The following is a 19,131-nucleotide window of genomic DNA, read 5'->3' on the forward strand; positions in this document are numbered from 1 at the left end:
TCAGCCTCCGACGAACAAACCGGCGAGCCACTGGCCGATGTTCGCGCCAGCGTCTGTGGTGACGGCGAGGCCGATGATGGCCAGCGCGACGATCACGCCACCGAGGCGGCGCATCACGCCCGCGTTGTCGCCCTTGCCACCGCCAAGCCAGAGGAGCAGCAGCGCGACGGTCAGCAGCAGGAGCGGGACGATGTTGTCCAGGATCCAGTCCCGGACATTGCCTGTGCCCGGCACCGTCGGCTGCTGCTGAGCGAGTGTCACCAGGTCCATGGCGATCATTAGGTACTCCAGAGTGCGCGGGGGCTAGCGCTACGAGTAGAACACGAGTTCGTCACGGCGTGTGGGGCAAGTGAAGCGGGGTGTAGATCATCTGGCCGTTCCCCCTGGGAGGAATTACGTCTAATCTGGCCGACACATCATCACCGAGCAGAGGTCAGCGGGGAACACCCGGATCAAGATTCTCTCCGTCGCTGGCAAGGTTCACCCGACTGCGAACGCCCTGGTCACCCACAGTGCGTGCGTCTCAAACATGCGCACGTGCGCACCCATGTGAACGCCCTGATCGGCCGGTTCGCGAGCCCCGGGACGGACACCGCGGGCGCGCGCCGGAGCGACGACCCCGAGGAGATTCGCCCATGCTCGAACCTGACCTCGTGCCGGATGGAAGTGTGGACGGAATCACAGCCTCCCCTAGTGCTCCAGGCGTGGACGAGCCTACCGGGCAGAGCGCGCAATCCCGGCGTCGGGTCCAAAGGACGATCAACTTCGACCGGTCCGTGCTGGAGCGGGCCCGTGCGGCGGCCACCTACCTCTCCTCCTACGAGCCCCAGGCGGGGGTCCGCTCGCTCGCCGACATCGTCAACCCGGCCGTGCTGGCGTACGTGACGGAGTTGGAGGAGCTCTACAACGGCGGGGAGCCGTTCCGGCCGGTGCTGCGGATGCCGTCGGGACGCCCGGCGAACCGCTGAGACCTCAGGTCGCCGTCTGGTTGAAGGAGCGGTAGCCGGCGAACTGACCGACGTACACCGTGAGCAGTGCGAGGTCGACGCCGAGAACCACCCAGGCGACCCAGTTGGGGTTCGCCAGTGCCAGGGGCATCGCCACCACCGCCGGCGCCATCGCGATCAGGGCGAGCGACAGCTGGTAGGGGACGAGCCGCCGGGCGAAGCGGTACCTGGGCTCGCGCTTGTACACGTGCCAGCCCACGAAGCCGTCGACCCGCTCGGCCAGCGGCCCTTCGAACCGCCTGCGCAGGTGCTGCGAGATCTCCGCGATCTGCACGTTGTGGAAGAGGATCAACGTCCCCAGCAGCAGCGAGACCAGAGGGGAGACCAGGAGCAGAGCTCCGCTCCTGCGGTCGATGCCGAACCCCAGCACGGCGGAACTGACGGTCACCGAGCACACGACCAACGAGGTCCTGTGGTCCATCTTCTTCAGGATCTCGTCGCGGAGCGACTTGTACTCGGCGAGCATGACGTCCGCCGCGAACTTCGGGTCACCGAGCACCACGTCCAGTTTCGTTCCACCATCTGCCTCAGCGGCACGCTCAGCGTCCATGCCCCTAGCTCGGCACCGGCCTCGAGCCCGTTACCCGCGACCGGTGAAGCCCGGCGACCAGCGGGTCACCGGGCTTCGTCGCGCGAGGGTCAGCTGGTGCCGGAGATCCGCCAGAACCAGCCGGTCGAGGCGTAGTCGGGCCCGACCGAGCCCTTGCCCCAGAAGTAGTCGTCGTAGTTGCCGAGCCCGCCGGACGCCGGCAGGTAGACACCCATGGTCGCCCACCGGACCGACGCCGGCTGGGTGTCGATGCTGGCCTGCGCCCACGCGTCGCGGACCTTCATCGGGTTGTTCCACCACAGGAACGGCGAGCGCCACATGTAGTGGCCGAACTTGCCGCCGTGGTTGGCCGAGTTGTAGCTCACCGTCGTGAAGCTGTTGATCTGGTGCAGACCGCGGAAGGCCTGGCCCCAGCGCTGCGCCCACGTCTGCCCGCCGGTCGAGTCCTCCAGGACCTGGCAGGTGAAGAGGCTCATCCACTCGACGTCGTTCTGACCCCACCGGGCGTCGGTGTTCGCGAGCTTGTCGTCGGTGTGGTTGGAGCAGCCGGTGAAGTAGAAGCCGGTGCCGCTGCCGTGGCCCTGCCAGTAGGTGAGGTCGACGTCGTCGGCCCAGTTCGTGTCGTCACCGCCCGCGAAGGCCGGGTCCTTGAAGTCGCTCTCCCAGGCGTTGCCGTCGAGCCAGCTGAACTGGCGGGTGATGCCGTGGTTGCCCGCCTCGGTGTTGAACGTGCCGATGTTGGCGGCGGTGTTGGGCAGGCCGGCGCAGTTGCCGGTGCCCTCGCTGCCGACCTGGGTGCCGGCTCCCTGGATCTTGAACTGGGCCTCCGGCCGGGGCTCCTGGCCCGGACCCGGCTGCGGCAGTTCGGCGCCGACCGCGGCGGGCAGGGTGATGGCCTGGGGTGCGCCGCCGTCGTCGTTGCGGCCGGTGCAGCGGAACGAGGGCTCGACCTTGTCGGTCTTGTCCTCCAGCGGCGCCGCGACGTAGACGTAGCTCGCCTCCGCCTTGACCGAGGCGCCCAGGTACTTCTGGCACAGCTTGGCGCCGTGGGCGAGGTCGTTGACCTTGACCGTGCCGGCCTTGTCGTACGTGCGGGCGGCGTGGCTGACGGCCGTCACGCCCTGCGCGTCGAACGACACGCGGATGTTCGCGCCCTCGCCCTCCAGCGGGATGCCGCCGAGCTGGAACGTGTACGACACGCTGGTGTCGAGGTTGGCCGTGAGTGCGTTGCGCCCGTTGGGGTCCGCGAGTTCGAACGTCGTGTGCTGCGCGGTGGGCGACGCGTTGCCGGGCAGCACGCCCGCCGCTCTCAGGCCCTCCTGCGCGCGCTTGGTGGCCTCCTCCGTCGAGATGGTCCTGATGCGCTTGAGCGCCTCGGTGTCGAGCGCGGTCTGCGTGGTGTCGTTGCCGTCCTCGTCGGGTCTGCCCTGTCCTTTGTCGACGGTCGGCAGGTACTGGTAGCGCTGCTCGTCCGCGAAGGACACCGCGCCGGACTCGGATCTCTGGACGTCTTTGAGGCCGAACGCCCGTTGCAGCTGCTGGGCCTGCTCCTGGTCGAGACCGGAACTCGTGACCCCGTAGACGGGCAACTCCGAGACGTCGGCGGTCGCGACACCGACCGCTCCGGCGGCGACGAGGCTGGACAGGGCCAGCACGACCGTCAGCTTGCGTTGCATGTCTCTTCCCTCCCTTTGGGGACGGCCGGCTGCAGGGGCCGACCGTCTGACAGGAGGATCTGGCGTTATTCCTGGTGATACCGAGAGTGGACAAGTGCGGGCCGCGCACCACTCGAACAGCCGAAATTCTGTAACACCCTTGGGGCAGTGGGGGACCTAGAGGCGGAGAGATGGGTATTTGATGCCCGCTCCGGTGTTCAGCACGACCACTTCGTCGTCAGCCCCGAGCCACCCGGTCCCGCGCAGGTGCCGGACGGCGCTGATCGTCGCGGCGCCCTCCGGGCAGAGGAACACGCCTTCGAGGCGCGCGGTCTCGGCTCGGTCGGCCTCGATCTGCTCGTCGGTCACCGCCACCGCGGTGCCATCGGTCTCGTTGATGCCCTGCAGGATGATGAAGTCCCCCAGCGGTTTCGGCACGTTGATGCCGAACGCGCCGGTGTAGGCGGCGTCCCAGAACACCGACTCCCGCTCGCCCGCGTCGAACGCCCGGACGATCGGGGCGCAGCCCGTGGACTGGACGGCGACGAGGCGCGGCGGCTTCCCGCTGATCCAGCCGAGCTCCAGCATCTCGGTGAGCGCCTTGTGGATGCCGATGAGGCCGACACCCCCGCCCGTCGGGTAAATGATCACGTCGGGGACGCGCCAGCCCAGCTGTTCGACTATCTCGTAGCCCATCGTCTTCTTGCCCTCGATGCGGTACGGCTCGCGCAGCGTCGACGCGTCGAAGAGGTCGACGTCCGCGAGGGCCTTGCCTGCGTCGGCGATGGTGCCCGGCACGATCCGCAGCTCGGCGCCGCTCGCCCGGACCTCCTCGCGGGTGATCAGCGGGGCGTCCTCGGGCATCGCGATGACGCTGCGCAGACCGGCGCGCGCCGCGTACAGGGCCCAGGCGGCGCCCGCGTTGCCGTTGGTCGGCATCTTGATGCCCTTGACGCCGAGCTCCTTCGCCCGCGCCACGCCGACGGCCGCGCCACGGGCCTTGAACGAGCCCGTCGGGACGAGCGACTCGTCCTTCATGAGCACCTTCGCGTCCAGTGCCCGGCTCAGCGCGGGCAGCGGCACGAGTGGCGTCATGCCCTCGCCGAGGCTGAACGCCGGGTCGGGGTCGCGGACCGGCAGGACGTCGCGGTAGCGCCAGAGGCTGTTCTCGCCGGTCGGCCTGCCCACCTTCGTGAGGTCGTAGCGGGCGAGCAACGGCGACGCGCACTCGTGGCAGAGGTTCTGGACGGCGTCGGCGTCGTGGTGGCGGCCGCAGCGGGCACATTCCAGGTGCGAGAGCATGACTTCATGCATACAGGCGGATGAGCCGGCATGTAAGCCGGATCCTGTTCGTGGGACCGAGGTCCCAGTCGGCGGCCATCCATCTGGGCCTGCCGTCGCCGGCAGGCTCTAGCGGCCTACCCGCGAGCATCGGGCGGGCAGCCCTCGAACGCTCGCGCAGGCACCTTCTCTTGCGATCCGGTGCCCCTCTTGGCCTTGCTCCGGGTGGGGTTTACCTAGCCGCCCCAGTCACCTGGGGCGCTGGTGGTCTCTTACACCACCGTTTCACCCTTACCTCGACAAGCGAGGCGGTCTGTTCTCTGTGGCACTGTCCCGAGGGTCACCCCTGGTTGCCGTTAACAACCACCCTGCCCTGTGGAGTCCGGACTTTCCTCGACGCTCACGCGCCGCGGCCGCCCTGCCGACTCATCCGCGTTCACCAGGATATCCCAGCGTCTGGAACCGGTTGTCCACCGGTGCGGACGTTGGTTGACTTCGGCCATGACACGACGTCGCCACGTCGACTACGGCCGCGTGGCAGCAAGCCTCTGTTGCCTTCCCTGAGTCTGTCGTCCTCAGTCCGCGACCTCGGGAGTGCCTCGTCATGTCCGATCTGCTGATCATCTCCGGCGCGCCGTCCCACTCCGCGCCCACCGGGGTCGTCGTGTCGTACGTCGAGGACCACCTCCGGGCCTCCGGGCACCGCGTGGCGCTGCTCGACGTGCGGGCGTTGCCCACGTTGTCGCTGCTCACCGAGGACCTGCGCGATCCGGAGATCGCGGACGCGGTGAGCGGCGTGCTGTCGGCGGACGGCGTGGTGGTCGCTTCGCCCGTCTACCGCGCCGCCTACAGCGGCCTGGTCAAGGCCCTGCTGGACCTGCTGCCGAAGAAGGCGCTGCGTGGCCGCGCGGTGCTGCCGCTGGCGACGGGCGGCAGCCAGGGCTTCCTCGTGGCGATGGACTACGCGCTGCACCCGCTGCTCGCCGCCAAGGGCGCCGACCAGGTGGTGCGGGGCGAGTTCGTGCTGGACCAGAACGTGGGCACCCCCGCGGCGAACGCGGCCCTGGAGGCGGCGGCGGACCGGTTCACGACGGCGCTGACGCCACGTCTGCGCCGGGTGAGCTGACCTTCCGCTTTGATGGGGAGAGTGAAGCCGCTCCTCGCCGTCCTGTCCGCGGTGGCCGTCGTGGGTGCCTTCCTGCTGCTCGGCGTGCTGGACGGACCGTCCCCGGCCCGCGCGAAGGACATCACAGCAGGCCCAGGCGTCGCGGTGCTCGTGGCCGTTCTCGTCGTGGCCGGGGCGGCCGTCTTCGTGGTGCGCCGCCGTTCCTCGTCGCGCTGACCTCAGCCGAGGTGCGAGGTGTCGTTGATGAGCTTCACCGACGCGTGCCCGTCCGGGTAGAACTCGGCGATCGACACCCCGGTCAGGTCGAGGTGCATCCGGAACAGGAACTGCGGCCCCACGTCCAGCGCCTGCCGGAGCATCGTCTTGATCGGCGTGACGTGGCTGACCAGCACGACCGTCTTGCCGCCGTACTTCGAGATGATGTCCGTGCGCGCCCTGCGCACCCTGGCGTGCACCTGGTCGAAGCTCTCGCCGTTCGGCGGTGTGATGGAGGTGTCACCAAGCCACCGGCGGTGCACCTCGGGGTCCTGCGCGCTCGCCTCGGCGAACGTCAGCCCCTCCCACGTGCCGAAGTCGGTCTCGATGAGGCCCTGGTGCGTGACCACCTCGAGGCCGATCTTGTCGGCGAGCTTCTGGGCGGTCTGGTGCGCGCGCTGCAGCGGTGAGGAGATGACGGCCGCGATGCCGTCCAACTTGGACAGCCTGGCCGCCGCCTTCTCCGCCTGCTCCAGCCCGAGGTCCGTCAACGGGTGGTCGCCCCGCCCCGAGTAGCGCCGGTCGACCGACAGCTTCGTCTGCCCGTGCCGCAGCAGGATGATCCGCGTGGGCTCCCCGACCGCACCGCTCCAATGCGGCTGCTTGTCCCCCTCGGCCTTGGCCTCCGCGGGCTCTTCGGCCCTCTCGGGGCGGCCCTCGCCGTCCATGGCCTCGTTGGCCAGCCGGTCGGCCTGCTTGTTGCGCTCCCGCGGGATCCACTCGTAGGTGATCTTCGCGAACCCGCGCGCCACCTCCTGCGCCTCCCGCGCGAGCGGCTGCATCGAGGGGTGCTTGATCTTCCAGCGCCCGGACATCTGCTCGACGACGAGCTTGGAGTCCATCCGCACGTCCACGACCTCGGCACCGAGCTCCCGCGCGGCCCGAAGCCCGGCGATCAGCCCCTGGTACTCGGCCACGTTGTTGGTCGCGACCCCGATGAACCCCTTGCGCTCGGCCAAGGTCTCGCCGCTGAGCCTGTCGCGCACGACCGCACCGTAACCAGCAGGTCCGGGGTTGCCCCGCGAGCCGCCATCCGCCTCGACGATCACCTTCACGGGCCGATCGTAACCCCGCGTTCAGACCCCTCCTGGCACCCTGTATTCTGTTCACATCAGTCTGGGTGGCGGAATGGCAGACGCGCTAGCTTGAGGTGCTAGTGCCCGTAAGGGCGTGGGGGTTCAAGTCCCCCCTCGGACACCAGTGTTAACCACACGCAGAAGAGGTCGTCGCACAGACGGCCTCTTCTGCGTTTTACGCCGAAGCACAATCCCGATTGCCCGTAGAGCCGAGCGAGCATCTCCGGGGTTCTACGGCGTAATGACCTCCGTCACATCATCGAGCACCGCCGACGGCACGGGGGCTGCAACCGGGGACCGCGGCGGCAGCGCGCACCTCCAGCAATGATGGTTGGAGTTCGACGACCGCCGTCTCGGCGACCAGGTCGTGGCGCTATGAAGCGTCGAGGTTCTTGATGAACTTCAGCAGGGATTCGAAGCTCTCCTTCTTGGTCAGGTCCGCACGCATCTTCTCCGAGAGGAGCAGGGGAATGGCCCTTTCGCTGTCAGACCCGTCCAGGCTGAGCGGAATGACGCGACGCGCGGTGTCACCGCTGAACTCCCGGTAGAGGATCGCGCCGTACTCGGCTCGTGAGTAGCCGTTGTGCCCCAGGATCTCACTGAGTGCCACGATCACGAAGCGGCTGTCCCGCAGGCCGTCCTCGATCTTGCCGATGACGGGATCGCCGAACGTGATCTGCTCCTCGTCCATCCAGTACGTGATGCCCGCATCGCGAAAGGCTCGGGTGACCTCCGCGACCAGTACTTCGTCACCTTTGGCGTGTGACAGGAAAACGTCGTACTCGTACTGGCGGGTAGCGTTCGCAACGGTCTCGTCGGGCAGGACCGGTCTCGTACCGATCTCTTCGACGGCAACGCCACGGGCGAAGACGGGACAGTCGTAGAACCGCACCAGACCCGCGTGACCGGAGAACGGAATCTCCGGGACCAGTCGCTCGATGGTGGCGACGCGGTCGCCGCTGCGCACCTCACCGCGAAGCGTTCCGGAGAAGAACTGCAGCGAGAAGTGCGCCTCGTCGTCGGTCAACTCGAAGGGCTCGGTTAGTGCCGCCATCGCCACTGTTGTGCCGAACTTGAACGCGGTGACGCGGACCGAGAAGACCCCTGGCGTCGCGGGGTCGCAGATGATGTAGAAGGCCACGAGCGAACGCAGGTCATCGGCTCTGCACACGACCCCGGCTCCGGCAGGCCGGTCGGTACGCCCCATTCGGATGGTGGCGGACACGCGTCCGTTGAGAATGCGCCGACCGGTGTCGGCGGTGTAGGCCATACCGAACGGGCTCGCACCCCGGCCGAAGCCGCTGAAGCTGCCGCGGACGTCCGCCCACGACCGCTCAGGAAAGGCGCGCCAGCTGCTCATCGATGTCACCCAGGATGCTGTTGAGTTCCGCCGCCGCGGCGGGGTACGCCTTGATCGATTTCAGGCACACCTGACGGGCTTCGGCCAACTTCTCGTGGAGCGAGTGCCTGTCGAGCGACGCGTCGGCCGCGGAGTCCCCCCAGAAGTTGTTCCGCATTCCTCGCTCGCGGATCTTCTTCCGGTAGCTGCTGACCATGAACGACTTGGAGACGACGCGCGACACGTCGGCCGTGGCACCGAGGCCCTGCAGGATCTGCAGCAGCTGTGCCACCGCCATCAGAGCGGTGTTCTCCCGGAGAATGCGTGCTGCCTTCTGAGGGAACGCCAGAAAGGCGCCTGGAAGAGTAGTGGGAACTGATCACCGATGTGACCCGCCGCCAGGTCCCGGCGAGCTGGAGCCCCGCCGGTGTCGTCATGCGCTGGCGCTGCCGGCGGGCGCGACCTCGGCCAGCCTGACGGGCGCCTCGGCGAACAGATACGTGGCCGGGGTCGTCACGGGTCCCGCCATCGCGACCACGGCGGTGCGCTGGAGCCCGGATGGCAGCGTGACCGTCCTCAGCGGGCTGGCGGTCGACTCCACGACCAGTGCGACGGCGGTCAACTCGCTCGGCGAGACGGTCGGCTCCACCCTGGCCGGGGGGCAACCAGGTGCCGGTCTTCTGGGAGAGGGGTGGCACGCGGCTCGAGTTCGGGTTCCCCGCCTGTGTCACCAGTGCCGGTGCGTTGGACATCACAACGGTGTCGTCGTGGGGGCGGCGGGTCTCGGGCGGTGAAGTGGGTCGTCTAGCGAGCTGAGACGATCACCCGGAACCCTCGCGTCACTCGTCGCCGCGAGGGTTCCGGGCATCTCGCCCAGACGTTCTGCGGTGGGAACGGACTGGCTCTCGCGTTGTACGTTCTGGACATGATCAAGCCCTCGCCGGACCTGGTGGAGATCGCCTCCGCACTGCTGCCGGGCGTACGGCTCGACAAGGCCGTCCGAGCCACCGAGGGCAACATCCACGAGGTGTTGCTGGTCCCCGGCGTCGCCGCCGTCCGGGTCACTAAGGGCCCGCTCACCACCGCCTCGATGCCCCGCCGCGTGGAGGTGTTGCGCCACCTGGCCTCCGCGGGCCTGCCGTTGCAGGTGCCGCAACCGCTCGGCCCCGTGACGACGTTCGGCGACCGGGCCGCCGTCGCCGTGTCGTGGATCGACGGCACCCACCTGCCCGAGGGGGTCGGCGATCCGGCGCAGATCGCCGAGGTGCTGGACGCCGTGCGGTCCGTTCCCCTGACCGGATCGCTGCTGGAGGTGGTGGACGACCGGGCGCAGGGGCCGTCCTGGTCGGCGATCGTCACCGAGGAGATCCTGCCCCGGCTGCCTGTTGGATGGCAGGCCGAGGGCCGGCGGCGCCTCGACGCCGTGCTGGCGCTGGAACCCGTGTCCGACGCGCTGGTGCACGGGGACCTGAGCGGGTCCAACGTGCACTGGTCCGGAAACGGCAAGCTGCTCGGCGTCCTCGACTGGGACATGGCCATGCCCGCCGACCCCGCCGTCAACGCCGCCCAGATGGCATGGCACGGCTGGGAGAACGTGCGCCGCGCCGTCTCCGCCGAGACCTACCGGCGGGCGCGCACGTGGGACGCGCTGTTCGGCGTCGGGCACCTGGTCGCCACCATGAACGGCCGGCCGATGAGCAGTCCGGACGGTTTCATCCGGGCAATCGTGCCGTGGCTGGAGGCCAACGCCTGACGCCCTCGGCCGAGAACGTCAGCTTCTACGAATCGAACTTCGGCTTGAGAGTCGACTCCGCAGCCTCGATCTCCTTGCGCAACCGTCCGATTGCCCGATGTTGTGCCACTCGAACCGCACCAGGCGTGCTCCCCACCGCTTCAGCGGTCTCCTCCGCCGACAACCCCACCATGACCCTCAGCACCAAGATCTCCCGCTGCTTCTCAGGAAGAAGTTGAAAAAGCCTGCTCAACTCGCTGGGCAGTTCAGCACCCAGCCGTTCTCCAGATGCCGACTGCGTGGCCATCCCGTGTTCCTCCAGCATGGATTTCATGACCTCGTTCGTCCGGCTTCTGAGGTGGCGACTCGATGCCCGTGAACGTGCGAGACGAGCCTGCGGGCGCCCCAATGATGACTGCTCGATCAGCCTCGCGATGCCGACACCTGTCGAACCGAGCACCTGATCATGAAGGTGGTTCCGCCGTCGGTACGAATCAGCCACTTTGTGCGCGGCGATTCCGTACACAAAGGCGAGAAAGGGTCGCCCCTGGTCGCGATAGCTCGGCAGCGATGTCAGAACAGCAAGGCATACATCCTGAGCAACATCGTCGGGGAGGTCGCTTCCACCAGACACACGCGCCCTGCAGTACCTGACCACCAGCGGCCTTATGTAGGCCAGGACTCGCTCTATCGCCCGGCGATCGCCGGCCACCGCCGCGGGAAGGAAGTCGCCGAGCACCGACTGGGGCCGGCCGCTGGCCGCATCCGGGAGGAATTCGGCGAACACGGATCGCAGTGGAGATACCATCACGCTTCCCTCCAATTCTTCGGACGGAATCCGCGCACTTTGGCTCTAGCGTGTGCTATCCGCCTTTCGACGGTCTTCGCCGTGACACCGAAGTGCTCAGCGATCTCGCTTTGCAGGTAGCCGTCCCGGACCATGCCGAACATCTGCATGACTTCGCCACCGAGAACATCCGTGAGCTGATCGAGCAGCTCCTCGCAGTCGTCGTCATTCAAAGTCTCATGGTCGAACAGGAACGGCGACAGATCATCGCAGAGATGCTCGTGTTCGAAAACTCGACGGTGGCGCCTGCGTCTGGCCTGATACACGTCTCTGAAGGCAAGTTTGCAGGCCCCCATGAAGTAGGTCGTCAGTGAGGCTCCCTTGGCCGGATCCCACTGTCGGCCGACCAGGCCCTTCCTCACGAATATCGCAAACCCGGCGAGGACGACGTCGTCGATCAGTTCGTCGGCCTCGCCCGGCTGATCGAGCAGGCCGCTGTACCTCTGTGTCCGCCCGAACACGGTGTCCTCCTCGAAGATCACCCCTGTGCTGATGAGCAGCCTCAGCCTGGCGATGCCATAGCTCGTCAGAGCGTCGACGAACTCCTCCCATTCCGGCCCCTGATACTTCAACTCCCTGAGCCGCCGGCACAACTCCGCGTCACCTTGTAGCCGAGAACCTGTTTCAGCGAACTCACTCGGCCCATCTGCCGATGATGCAAGCAAGCACACTCCTCCGTCCGCAGCTCGTCTTCACCTTGTACGTGCCGCAACGCAAGCCAACCCCCAACCAGCAAGATGTTCTTCGATTCCACAACACCTTGGGGGTTCGACCAACAAGGGGCACGTACAGGCTGGGCGAGGTGATGGACCGATGACGAGAAACAAACGAGCTGTTGGACTTGCAGTCGTCAGCGGCCTGACCGGAGCTGCCACACTGCACCCGATGTTGGGCTATGGAATCGCCGCGACCGTAGTGGCCGTTTTCCTACTGTCGTCCGCGATCCTGCTGCCAGCCGCTTGGTCCGGAGATCCGGCGCGCCGCAAAGCTGCCATGGACTTGGTTCGACTGCTTCTGAACAAGAAGTAGATCTCTCACGTCGTCGATCCTGTTACGCATGTGAGAAAATTCCAGCTCACACAGCGACAGTCGAGACCAACGCCGTGCGGCGAGCGTCTTCCTACAGAAGGGATCTCCGCAGCACTATCAGGGTGTAAAGACCTCGTGGACGCAAGAAGTCGACGATCCGAAGGCCGCAAGGCAGCTGTCACACTGACACTGCGCATCGAAAATGCCCGCCATCTTGCTCGCTCGAGAACACCAGCTGGGCCCCCACCGCGGCGCGGGCCTTTATCATAGCGCCTGCGTACTCTGCGGCGGTGTCGCAGAGCCGCTCACTCGTTCCAGGCCCTGCCCAGGGCGATCCGGATCTTGTTCTTCAGCTCGTGCTCGAAGGTTGTGTAGCTGTCTGTGCCGTCGGAATCTCCCACCAGGAGCAACTCGCCCGCCGAGGTGACGCCGTGCTTCACCCGCCCGGCGCTCAGCCGCACCACCGTCTCCGACCGCGGTGACCGCGCGGCCGGGTAGTCGCGGTAGACCAGCACGGTGACGAGGTCGGCCTTCAGCTCTTCGAGCGGCCGCAGGACGGGCTGCTCGCCGCTGTCGGCGACCAGTTCGCCGGTCAGCGTGATGCCGATGCCCGTCAACCCGATGGAGTGGTACTCGATGACGGTCGTCTCGGTGGCGGTGCGGCCGAAGCGCTTCTTGACGACGCGCTCGGTGCGGTGTTGGAGCGGCTTCATGCCGATCTCCGCAGCGACCCTCAGGAAAGCGCGCGCCTGGTCCGTCCAGGTCGCGCGGTACACGGCCATGTTCGCCAGCACTTCGGCGATCTGGTTCCGCTCCTGGTCGTCCTGCCGCCGGGCCCGGTGGACCTGCTCACGCAGCTGATCTTCGAAATCGCCCATGAGCAGGACTATCGGGGACGGTGCGGAGCTGTTACTGCTGCTGGCCCGGCTGGGCGATGCGGACCAGGATCGCGCCGCACTCCTCGCAGCGCACGACCTCGTCGGCTGCCGCGTCCTTCACCTTCGCCAGCGCGCTGCGGTCGAGCTCGATGCGGCAGGCGCCGCAACTGCGCGACTGGAAGACCGCCGCGCCGATGCCCCGCTGCTCGCGCTGGCGGTCGTAGAGCTTCAGCAGGTCGTCGGGGAAGCCCTTGGCCATCGTCGAGCGGTCGGTGGTGCGCCTGGTCTCGACGGCCTCGAGGTCGGCGAGGGCGGCGTCGCGGCGGCCCTTGGCGTCTTCGAGCTTCTCGCTGGCCTTGTCGAGCTCGACCCTCGCGAAGGAGACGTCGGCCTCGACGGCCTCGCGGCGTTCCATGAGCTCCAGGAGGTCGTCCTCGAGGATGCCCTGGCGGCGCTGGATGGTGGCGAGCTCGTGCTCGAGGTCGGTGAGCTGCTTGGCGCCGACGGAGCCGGACTGCAGCAGCTTGCGGTCGCGCTCGCCGCGGGCGCGGACCTGGTCGATCTCGGTCTCCTGGCGCTTCACGTCGCGGTCGAGGTCGGTGAGCGTCGTCTCGACGGCCACCAGCGCGTCCTGCTTGGTGCGCACCAGCTGCTCGACCTCGGTGATCTCCGCGATCTCGGGCAGCGTGCGGCGACGGTGGGTGACGCGCGCCAGTTCGGCGTCGACCTCGGCCAGGTCGAGCAGCCTGCGCTGCACTGCGGGATCGGCTTTCACGCAAGTCCTCCTGCTGCTGTGCTCGTCGCACCGACGGTCCACGGATCGGTCCGGCGAGTGGAGACGAGTACGTCGACCCTACCGCCGAAGGCCGACCGCAGGATCTCCGCCGCCTGCTCGCACCACGGCCACTCGCTGGCCCAGTGCGCGACGTCGACCAACGCGGGCCCGCCGGACTCGATGTGCTCGCTGGCGGGGTGGTGCCTGAGGTCGGCCGTCACGTAGGCGTCGACGCCGGCCCGCTTCGCCGTCGCCAGGTAACTGTCGCCCGCTCCACCGCACACCGCGACGCGCCTGATCGGGCGGTCCGGGTCCCCCGCGGCCCGCACGCCCTGCACGGTGACGGGCAGGGCGTCGGCCACCCTCTGGGCGAACGCGCTGAGCGGCTCGGGGGCGGCGAGCTCACCGATGCGGCCGATGCCGGTGCCGCTCTCCTCGCCTGCTTCGAGCGGGCCGGTGACCGTGAGGCCGATGGCCTGCGCGAGGGCGTCCGAGACGCCGGGCAACGCGCTGTCGGCGTTGGTGTGCGCGCAGTAGAGCGCGGCGCCGCCCCGGATCAGCCTGTGCACCAACGCACCCTTGGGCTCGTCGGCCGGAACCCCGTTGACACCGCGCAGGAGCAGCGGGTGGTGGGCGAGCAGGAGCTGCGCGCCGCCCTCCAGGGCCTCGTCCACTGTGGACGACGTGGGGTCGACGCAGACCAGGACCCTGGTGACCTCCTCCCCGGGGTCACCGCAGACCAGGCCGACCGCGTCCCACGACTCGGCGGTCTTCGGCGGATACGCGGACTCCAGGACCGCGATCACGTCGGCGAGCTTCACGCCAGTTCCTCCATCACTACCCGCAGCGCGTCCACGAACACCGCGAACTCCTCCGGCGGACGGATCGCCACCCGCAGGTACGTGTCGTCCAGTCCGGGGAACGTGTCGCAGCGGCGGACCGCGATCCCCTTGTCCCGCAACGCCTCTCGCGTGCCGCGCGGCGCCCTGATCAGCAGGAACGGCCCTTTCGGGGCAACGACGACGAGGTCTTGGAGCTGCTCCAAAGCGGACGCGGCGTGCCGTTCGGCCTCCAGCGCGAACCGCGCGGACTCCTCCAGCGCGAACGGCTCGCAGCACGCCGTGATCGCTTCCAGCGTGAGACTGCCCACGGGCCAATGCGGACGGCCGTGCGCCAGCCGCCGCAGCGTGTCCGGGTCGCCGAGGAAGTAGCCGGCGCGCAGGCCCGCGAGGCCCCAGGTCTTGGTCAGGCTGCGCAGCACCAGCACGTCCGGGTCGTGCGCGAGCGACTCGGGCTCGCCGGGCACGGCGTCCATGAACGCCTCGTCGACGACCAGCCTGCCGGGCAGCGCCTTGAGCGCGGCGGCCTCGTGCAGCACGGACGTCGGGTTCGTGGGGTTGCCGATGACGACGAGGTCGGCGTCGGTCGTGATCGGACGCAGCCGGAAGTCGCCGTCGAGCAGCACGTGCTCGACGGGGATCCCGGCGTCGCGGAACGCCACCTCGGGCTCGGTGAAGCCGGGGTGGACGATGGCGGCACGGCGCGGCGCGAGCTTCGGCAGCAGCGCGAAGCCCTCGGCGGCACCGTTGAGCAGGAGGACCTCGTCCGGCGAGCGCCCGTGACGGCGTGCGACCGCCTCACGGGCGCGCTCTTCAGCCGAAACCGAGGGATAACGTCCGAGCTCGCCGAGCGCCGCGGCCAGCCGTTCGCGCAGCCAATCGGGCGGGTGCGGCACCCGCACGTTGACGGCGAAGTCGGCGAGGCCCGGCGCGGCGTCGACGTCACCGTGGTGGCGCAGGTCTGGGCTGGTCATCGCGCGAATTCTAGGCGACCGGCCCAGAGCACCACGTCACTGCATGTAGCGGCGGAGCTCGGTGAGGTGGCTGATCAGCTCGTCCAGCTGGAACGCGTCGAGCTGCGCGGACTCACCGGGCGGGGTGCGGAAGCAGACGCGACCCTTCTCGTTGAGGTACACCTCGAACGCACGACGGCGCCCGAGGGCGTCGGTACACCCGATGATCTCCCGTTGCGGGGGCACGTCGGTACCTGTCTGCATGGGCGGCCTCCATGTCGTTTGTCCGTACATCTTGCGACAGCGGTTGAGCGTTACCGTGCGGCGGCACCGCATAGGCTGCGTTCCATGCACGTCTCGTTCGTCTGCACCGGCAACATCTGCCGGTCCCCCGTGGCAGCGCTCGTGTTCAGGGAATGGCTGTCCCGGGAAGGATTGTCGCACCAGGTCCGGGTGTCCAGTGCCGGAACCGGCGGATGGCACGTCGGCGACCCCGCTGATCCCCGCGCGGTGAAGTCCCTGGCGGACAACGGATATCCCGTCGACCACGTGGCCGCGCAGGTCGGCGCCGAACACCTGGACGCCGACCTGCTGGTGGCGCTCGACTCCGGCCACGCCCGCGCGTTGCGCCGGATGGTCGATCCGGACCGCGTGCGACTGCTCCGTTCGTTCGACCCGGACGCCGACGGCGTGGACGTGCCGGACCCGTACTACGGCGATGACGCCGGGTTCGCCGAGGTGCTGGTCATGACGGAGGCGGCGATGCCGGGGCTGATCGCGTGGGTCCGCGAGCAGCTCTGATGCGCAAGCACCAGTCACCTCGGGCCACCACCGCCGAGGCGGCCGGCCTGCGGTGGCTGCGCGTCGAGGGCGGCCCGCCGGTCCCGTTCGTCCACAGTGCGCACGAGGGCGAGCTGGTGATCGACGAGATCCCGCACGGCGAGCTGGATCTTCAGGCGGCCGTGACCTTCGGACGCCGCCTGGCCGCCCTGCACCTCGCCGGAGCCCCGGCGTTCGGCGCTCCCCCGCCCGGCGGTCCGCGCGAAGCCACGATCGGCATGGCCTCGATGCTCAACGAGCCCGCGTCGGAGTGGCCGTCGTGGTTCGCGTCACACCGCATCGAGCCGTACGCGCGGGAAGCGGGCATCGACATGAGCGAGGTGTGCGCGCGTATCGACGAACTCACCGGCCCGCCCGAACCTCCCGCACGGCTGCATGGCGACCTGTGGAGCGGCAACGTGCTGTGGGGCGCCGACGACCAGGTGTGGCTCATCGACCCCGCGGCCCACGGCGGCCACCGCGAGAGCGACCTCGCGATGCTTCAGCTCTTCGGCTGCCCGTTCCTCGACCACGTGCTGGGCGCGTACCGGGAGGTCGCGCCACTGGCCGACGGCTGGCAGGCGCGCGTGCCGCTGCACCAGCTGTTCCCGCTGCTCGTGCACGCCGTCCTGTTCGGCGGCGGCTACCGCACGCAGGCGATCAGCGCGGCCAGGGCCGCTTTGCTTGGATGAAGTCCATGGACGTCACCGGCTGGACCTGGCTCAACGAACCGCGTGAGTGGTCGCCCACCCCGCTGACCGTGCGCGCCGATCCGGGCAGCGACTTCTGGCGCCTCACCGGCAACGGCGTCGTCCGCGACAACGGCCACCTCTACGGCATGAGCGTCACCGGCGACTTCACCGTCACCGCGACCTTCAGCGGCGAGTACGCGGCGCAGTACGACCACGCGGGCGTCGGGCTGCTGCTCGACGGCGAGAACTGGATCAAGGCCGGGGTCGAGGTGTTCGACGGGAAGCGGCAGGCCAGCACGGTCGTGACGCGCGGGTTCTCGGACTGGAACCTGGCGCTCGTCGGGTCGTTCGAGCGGTTCACCGTCAGCGCCGAACGCAAGGGTGACGCGGTGTGGGTGCGGTACGGCCTGGACGGTCAGGAGCCCACGAACCTGCTGCGCAAGGCCTACTTCCCGCCCGACGTCGAGGTGCGGGCCGGGATCATGGCGGCGAGCCCGGAGGGGGAGGGGTTCGTGACCCAGTTCCACGAGGTCCAGCTCACGCAACTACCGTGAGGACGTGCGGTTCAAGTTCCTCTTCAAGCCGGGCTGGCTGGCGCTGACCCTGGCCGTCTGGGTGTTCGCGGGTGCCTGCATCTACTTCCTGTCGCCGTGGCAGTTCGGCCGCAACGACGAACGGCAGCAGCAGAACTCCGCCATCACCAAGTCGCTGAAGAGCGACCCGGCCCCGTTCGGCGCGCGGCACGACGAGTGGCAGAAGGTCGAGATCAAGGGCCGCTACCTGCCGGAACTGGAAGCGCTCGCACGACTGAGGACCGTTCAGGGCGAGGCGGCGTTCGAGGTCATCACGCCGTTCGAGACCACCACGGGCCACCGGATCCTGATCGACCGCGGGTACGTGCGGCCGGTCAACGGAATCAAGCCGCCGGACTTCGCAGCGCCCCCCACGAACGAGGTCACGCTCATCGGGCTGGCCAGGCCCAACGAGTCGAACGAGCAGCCGGCGTTCCAGCAGGACGGCCGCAAGCAGATCTACTCGATCAACAACAAGGCCGTCGGCGAGAACATCGAGCCCGGCTACTACCAGCTGATCGAGAACCAGCCGGGCGCGCTCGACACGCTGCCGCTGCCCCGGCTCGAGTCCGGGCCGTTCTTCTCCTACGCGCTGCAGTGGATCGCGTTCGGGGTGATGGCGGTCGGTGGCTGGCTGTACTTCACGATCCGCGAGGCACGGCCTGGTGGCGTGCTCTACGAGGGCCGCACGAAGAAGAAGTCGATCGCCGAGCTACTTGCGGAAGAGGGCGATGAAGGCGCTGACCAGGCCCGCGCCGAAGCCGACGACGCGGGACAGCTCCACGGCTCGCGTCACGTGACCTGAGTCCGGGTTGCGGCCGTGGCCGAGCACCGGGCGTTCCTCGACGCCGTGTGAGTAGGCGGTGCGGCCGCCGAGCCTGATCTCCAGGGCGCCCGCGAAGGCCGCTTCCACCTGGCCCGCGTTGGGGGACGGGTGCGCGGCCGCGTCGCGGCGCCAGGTCTCGAGGGCCTGCGGGGCCGAGCCGCCGACGACCGGGGCGCCGCCGACCGTCAGCAACGCCGCCAGCCGCGACGGGATGAGGTTCAGCAGGTCGTCCAGCCGCGCCGAGGCCCAGCCGAAGCGCAGGTAGCGAGGGGACTTGTGGCCGACCATCGCGTCCAGGGTGTTGGCCGCGCGGTACGCCAGCAGCCCCGGCACGCCCGAGACGGCGCCCCAGAACAGCGGGGCAACGACGGCGTCCGACGTGTTCTCGGCCACGGACTCCACGGTCGCGCGCGCCAGGCCCGTCGTGTCGAGGCGGGCGGCGTCGCGGCCGCACAGGTTGGGCAGGCGCGTCCGAGCCGCGTCGAGATCACCGTCGGCGAGTTCGCGGCCCATCGACGTGCCCTCGGTGGCCAGCGAGTGACCGCCGAGCACCACCCACGTCGCCGCGCCGGTCGCGAGGGCCTGCGTCAGCCAGTTGCGGCGTGTGGCCCGTTCCACGGCCACACCGAGCGCCACGGTCCCACCGACGAGCACGGCCGTGTACGCCGCACCGGCCGCCTCGGAGTTCGCGTAAAGGCGCTTCTCCAGGGCCGCCGCGGACGTCCCGAATGCCGCTACCGGGTGAAATCGGCGTGGATCACCGAACACCGCGTCCGCCGCCACGCCCAGCAACAACCCCAACGCGCGACCCGCACCCACGGCTTCCTCCCCAGTTCGTCGAAGGCACGGTAGCGCCGCGTCGCCCCGGCGCGCGCATTAG

General features: G+C 68.8%; 24 protein-coding genes, 1 tRNA gene and 1 other RNA gene. 9 read left to right on the forward strand and 17 right to left on the reverse strand.

Annotated features, from left to right (window positions below; translation table 11 throughout):
- Complete coding sequence (locus ND450_RS26880) at window positions 1–279, reverse strand: hypothetical protein (protein WP_177229566.1); 279 nt, start codon at window positions 277–279, stop codon at window positions 1–3.
- Between the two features lie 425 nt (window positions 280–704).
- Between ND450_RS26880 and ND450_RS26885 the strand changes: the two genes are divergently transcribed.
- Window positions 705–968, forward strand: a complete 264-nt coding sequence (locus tag ND450_RS26885; protein ID WP_253321382.1) for a hypothetical protein — start codon at window positions 705–707, stop codon at window positions 966–968.
- 4 nt (window positions 969–972) lie between these two features.
- On the opposite strand, the gene ND450_RS26890 is transcribed toward ND450_RS26885, so the two are convergent.
- The 4 genes from ND450_RS26890 to rnpB form a co-directional block, all read right to left on the reverse strand.
- On the reverse strand, window positions 973–1,557 hold the full coding sequence (locus ND450_RS26890) for a hypothetical protein (RefSeq protein ID WP_253321383.1): 585 nt from the start codon (window positions 1,555–1,557) through the stop codon (window positions 973–975).
- Window positions 1,558–1,646: 89 nt separating this feature from the next.
- Window positions 1,647–3,233, reverse strand: a complete 1,587-nt coding sequence (locus tag ND450_RS26895; protein WP_253321384.1) for a DUF6345 domain-containing protein — start codon at window positions 3,231–3,233, stop codon at window positions 1,647–1,649.
- Between the two features lie 156 nt (window positions 3,234–3,389).
- The gene (locus ND450_RS26900; RefSeq protein ID WP_253321385.1) at window positions 3,390–4,514 is read right to left on the reverse strand and encodes a threonine synthase; all 1,125 of its coding nucleotides are present in this window, start codon (window positions 4,512–4,514) and stop codon (window positions 3,390–3,392) included.
- 17 nt (window positions 4,515–4,531) lie between these two features.
- Window positions 4,532–4,922: RNase P RNA component class A (gene rnpB, locus ND450_RS26905), an RNA gene on the reverse strand.
- 175 nt (window positions 4,923–5,097) lie between these two features.
- On the opposite strand from rnpB, the gene ND450_RS26910 reads away from it, so the two are divergent.
- Together ND450_RS26910 and ND450_RS26915 are read left to right on the forward strand one after the other, a co-directional pair.
- On the forward strand, window positions 5,098–5,619 hold the full coding sequence (locus ND450_RS26910; RefSeq protein WP_253321386.1) for an NAD(P)H-dependent oxidoreductase: 522 nt from the start codon (window positions 5,098–5,100) through the stop codon (window positions 5,617–5,619).
- 21 nt (window positions 5,620–5,640) lie between these two features.
- Window positions 5,641–5,835 carry a hypothetical protein gene (locus ND450_RS26915; protein WP_253321387.1) on the forward strand — a complete coding sequence of 65 codons (195 nt, stop codon included), beginning with the start codon at window positions 5,641–5,643 and terminating at the stop codon, window positions 5,833–5,835.
- A gap of 2 nt (window positions 5,836–5,837) precedes the next feature.
- On the opposite strand, the gene ND450_RS26920 is transcribed toward ND450_RS26915, so the two are convergent.
- Window positions 5,838–6,923, reverse strand: a complete 1,086-nt coding sequence (locus tag ND450_RS26920; protein ID WP_253328004.1) for a bifunctional RNase H/acid phosphatase — start codon at window positions 6,921–6,923, stop codon at window positions 5,838–5,840.
- Between the two features lie 65 nt (window positions 6,924–6,988).
- Between ND450_RS26920 and ND450_RS26925 the strand changes: the two genes are divergently transcribed.
- Window positions 6,989–7,074, forward strand: a tRNA-Leu gene (locus ND450_RS26925).
- Between the two features lie 249 nt (window positions 7,075–7,323).
- On the opposite strand, the gene ND450_RS26930 is transcribed toward ND450_RS26925, so the two are convergent.
- The 3 genes from ND450_RS26930 to ND450_RS26940 form a co-directional block, all read right to left on the reverse strand.
- Window positions 7,324–8,310 (reverse strand): toll/interleukin-1 receptor domain-containing protein, encoded by a 987-nt coding sequence (locus ND450_RS26930; protein ID WP_253321388.1) that lies wholly within the window; start codon window positions 8,308–8,310, stop codon window positions 7,324–7,326.
- Window positions 8,285–8,581 carry a hypothetical protein gene (locus tag ND450_RS26935; RefSeq protein ID WP_253321389.1) on the reverse strand — a complete coding sequence of 99 codons (297 nt, stop codon included), beginning with the start codon at window positions 8,579–8,581 and terminating at the stop codon, window positions 8,285–8,287. The genes ND450_RS26930 and ND450_RS26935 overlap by 26 nt, the downstream gene beginning before the upstream one ends.
- A gap of 141 nt (window positions 8,582–8,722) precedes the next feature.
- Window positions 8,723–8,938 (reverse strand): hypothetical protein, encoded by a 216-nt coding sequence (locus ND450_RS26940; RefSeq protein ID WP_253321390.1) that lies wholly within the window; start codon window positions 8,936–8,938, stop codon window positions 8,723–8,725.
- Between the two features lie 276 nt (window positions 8,939–9,214).
- Here ND450_RS26940 and ND450_RS26945 point away from each other — a divergent pair, with 276 nt between their 5' ends.
- The gene (locus ND450_RS26945; RefSeq protein ID WP_253321391.1) at window positions 9,215–10,042 is read left to right on the forward strand and encodes an aminoglycoside phosphotransferase family protein; all 828 of its coding nucleotides are present in this window, start codon (window positions 9,215–9,217) and stop codon (window positions 10,040–10,042) included.
- Window positions 10,043–10,067: 25 nt separating this feature from the next.
- On the opposite strand, the gene ND450_RS26950 is transcribed toward ND450_RS26945, so the two are convergent.
- From ND450_RS26950 to ND450_RS26980, 7 genes are all read right to left on the reverse strand, one after another.
- A complete protein-coding gene (locus tag ND450_RS26950; RefSeq protein ID WP_371927789.1) occupies window positions 10,068–10,829 on the reverse strand; it encodes a sigma-70 family RNA polymerase sigma factor in 762 nt (253 codons plus the stop codon).
- Window positions 10,829–11,533 (reverse strand): ECF-type sigma factor, encoded by a 705-nt coding sequence (locus ND450_RS26955; protein ID WP_253321392.1) that lies wholly within the window; start codon window positions 11,531–11,533, stop codon window positions 10,829–10,831. The genes ND450_RS26950 and ND450_RS26955 overlap by 1 nt, the downstream gene beginning before the upstream one ends.
- Window positions 11,534–12,202: 669 nt before the next feature.
- Window positions 12,203–12,775: a hypothetical protein gene (locus ND450_RS26960; protein ID WP_253321393.1), complete on the reverse strand. Its 573-nt coding sequence runs from the start codon at window positions 12,773–12,775 to the stop codon at window positions 12,203–12,205.
- 31 nt (window positions 12,776–12,806) lie between these two features.
- Window positions 12,807–13,550 carry a zinc ribbon domain-containing protein gene (locus ND450_RS26965; protein ID WP_253321394.1) on the reverse strand — a complete coding sequence of 248 codons (744 nt, stop codon included), beginning with the start codon at window positions 13,548–13,550 and terminating at the stop codon, window positions 12,807–12,809.
- Window positions 13,547–14,371, reverse strand: coding sequence for a Nif3-like dinuclear metal center hexameric protein (locus tag ND450_RS26970; protein WP_253321395.1), 825 nt, complete (start codon window positions 14,369–14,371; stop codon window positions 13,547–13,549). Before ND450_RS26970 ends, ND450_RS26965 begins: the two co-directional genes overlap by 4 nt.
- Window positions 14,368–15,363, reverse strand: coding sequence for an Rv2231c family pyridoxal phosphate-dependent protein CobC (gene cobC, locus ND450_RS26975; RefSeq protein WP_253321396.1), 996 nt, complete (start codon window positions 15,361–15,363; stop codon window positions 14,368–14,370). Before cobC ends, ND450_RS26970 begins: the two co-directional genes overlap by 4 nt.
- A 36-nt stretch (window positions 15,364–15,399) precedes the next feature.
- Window positions 15,400–15,606: a hypothetical protein gene (locus ND450_RS26980; protein WP_030472678.1), complete on the reverse strand. Its 207-nt coding sequence runs from the start codon at window positions 15,604–15,606 to the stop codon at window positions 15,400–15,402.
- A gap of 84 nt (window positions 15,607–15,690) precedes the next feature.
- Here ND450_RS26980 and ND450_RS26985 point away from each other — a divergent pair, with 84 nt between their 5' ends.
- From ND450_RS26985 to ND450_RS27000, 4 genes are read left to right on the forward strand one after another with little or no spacing between them, the layout of a single operon-like run.
- Window positions 15,691–16,143 (forward strand): low molecular weight protein-tyrosine-phosphatase, encoded by a 453-nt coding sequence (locus tag ND450_RS26985; protein ID WP_253321397.1) that lies wholly within the window; start codon window positions 15,691–15,693, stop codon window positions 16,141–16,143.
- Window positions 16,143–16,853, forward strand: coding sequence for a fructosamine kinase family protein (locus ND450_RS26990; protein ID WP_253321398.1), 711 nt, complete (start codon window positions 16,143–16,145; stop codon window positions 16,851–16,853). The genes ND450_RS26985 and ND450_RS26990 overlap by 1 nt, the downstream gene beginning before the upstream one ends.
- Entirely contained in the window at window positions 16,850–17,407 is a 558-nt protein-coding gene (locus tag ND450_RS26995; RefSeq protein WP_253321399.1) for a DUF1349 domain-containing protein, read from the forward strand. The genes ND450_RS26990 and ND450_RS26995 overlap by 4 nt, the downstream gene beginning before the upstream one ends.
- A gap of 4 nt (window positions 17,408–17,411) precedes the next feature.
- Window positions 17,412–18,230, forward strand: coding sequence for an SURF1 family protein (locus tag ND450_RS27000; protein ID WP_253321400.1), 819 nt, complete (start codon window positions 17,412–17,414; stop codon window positions 18,228–18,230).
- Here ND450_RS27000 and ND450_RS27005 read toward each other — a convergent pair.
- Entirely contained in the window at window positions 18,138–19,070 is a 933-nt protein-coding gene (locus ND450_RS27005) for a cobalamin biosynthesis protein (RefSeq protein WP_253321401.1), read from the reverse strand. The two genes, ND450_RS27000 and ND450_RS27005, sit on opposite strands and share 93 nt — an antisense overlap.
- Between the last annotated feature and the right edge of the window lie 61 nt (window positions 19,071–19,131).

Origin of the sequence: Lentzea sp. HUAS12, from assembly GCF_024125735.1 — a bacterium.
Classification (GTDB): domain Bacteria; phylum Actinomycetota; class Actinomycetes; order Mycobacteriales; family Pseudonocardiaceae; genus Lentzea; species Lentzea albida.

Excerpts from the sequence above, each read along its gene's own strand:
- ND450_RS26880 (WP_177229566.1), bottom strand. The coding sequence starts at position 279 with ATGATCGCCATGGACCTGGTGACACTCGCTCAGCAGCAGCCGACGGTG.
- ND450_RS26890 (WP_253321383.1), bottom strand. The coding sequence starts at position 1,557 with ATGGACGCTGAGCGTGCCGCTGAGGCAGATGGTGGAACGAAACTGGAC.
- ND450_RS26895 (WP_253321384.1), bottom strand. The coding sequence starts at position 3,233 with ATGCAACGCAAGCTGACGGTCGTGCTGGCCCTGTCCAGCCTCGTCGCC.
- ND450_RS26900 (WP_253321385.1), bottom strand. The coding sequence starts at position 4,514 with ATGCTCTCGCACCTGGAATGTGCCCGCTGCGGCCGCCACCACGACGCC.
- ND450_RS26910 (WP_253321386.1), top strand. The coding sequence starts at position 5,098 with ATGTCCGATCTGCTGATCATCTCCGGCGCGCCGTCCCACTCCGCGCCC.
- ND450_RS26930 (WP_253321388.1), bottom strand. The coding sequence starts at position 8,310 with ATGAGCAGCTGGCGCGCCTTTCCTGAGCGGTCGTGGGCGGACGTCCGC.
- ND450_RS26945 (WP_253321391.1), top strand. The coding sequence starts at position 9,215 with ATGATCAAGCCCTCGCCGGACCTGGTGGAGATCGCCTCCGCACTGCTG.
- ND450_RS26950 (WP_371927789.1), bottom strand. The coding sequence starts at position 10,829 with ATGGTATCTCCACTGCGATCCGTGTTCGCCGAATTCCTCCCGGATGCG.
- ND450_RS26960 (WP_253321393.1), bottom strand. The coding sequence starts at position 12,775 with ATGGGCGATTTCGAAGATCAGCTGCGTGAGCAGGTCCACCGGGCCCGG.
- cobC (WP_253321396.1), bottom strand. The coding sequence starts at position 15,363 with ATGACCAGCCCAGACCTGCGCCACCACGGTGACGTCGACGCCGCGCCG.
- ND450_RS26980 (WP_030472678.1), bottom strand. The coding sequence starts at position 15,606 with ATGCAGACAGGTACCGACGTGCCCCCGCAACGGGAGATCATCGGGTGT.
- ND450_RS26985 (WP_253321397.1), top strand. The coding sequence starts at position 15,691 with ATGCACGTCTCGTTCGTCTGCACCGGCAACATCTGCCGGTCCCCCGTG.
- ND450_RS26990 (WP_253321398.1), top strand. The coding sequence starts at position 16,143 with ATGCGCAAGCACCAGTCACCTCGGGCCACCACCGCCGAGGCGGCCGGC.
- ND450_RS26995 (WP_253321399.1), top strand. The coding sequence starts at position 16,850 with ATGAAGTCCATGGACGTCACCGGCTGGACCTGGCTCAACGAACCGCGT.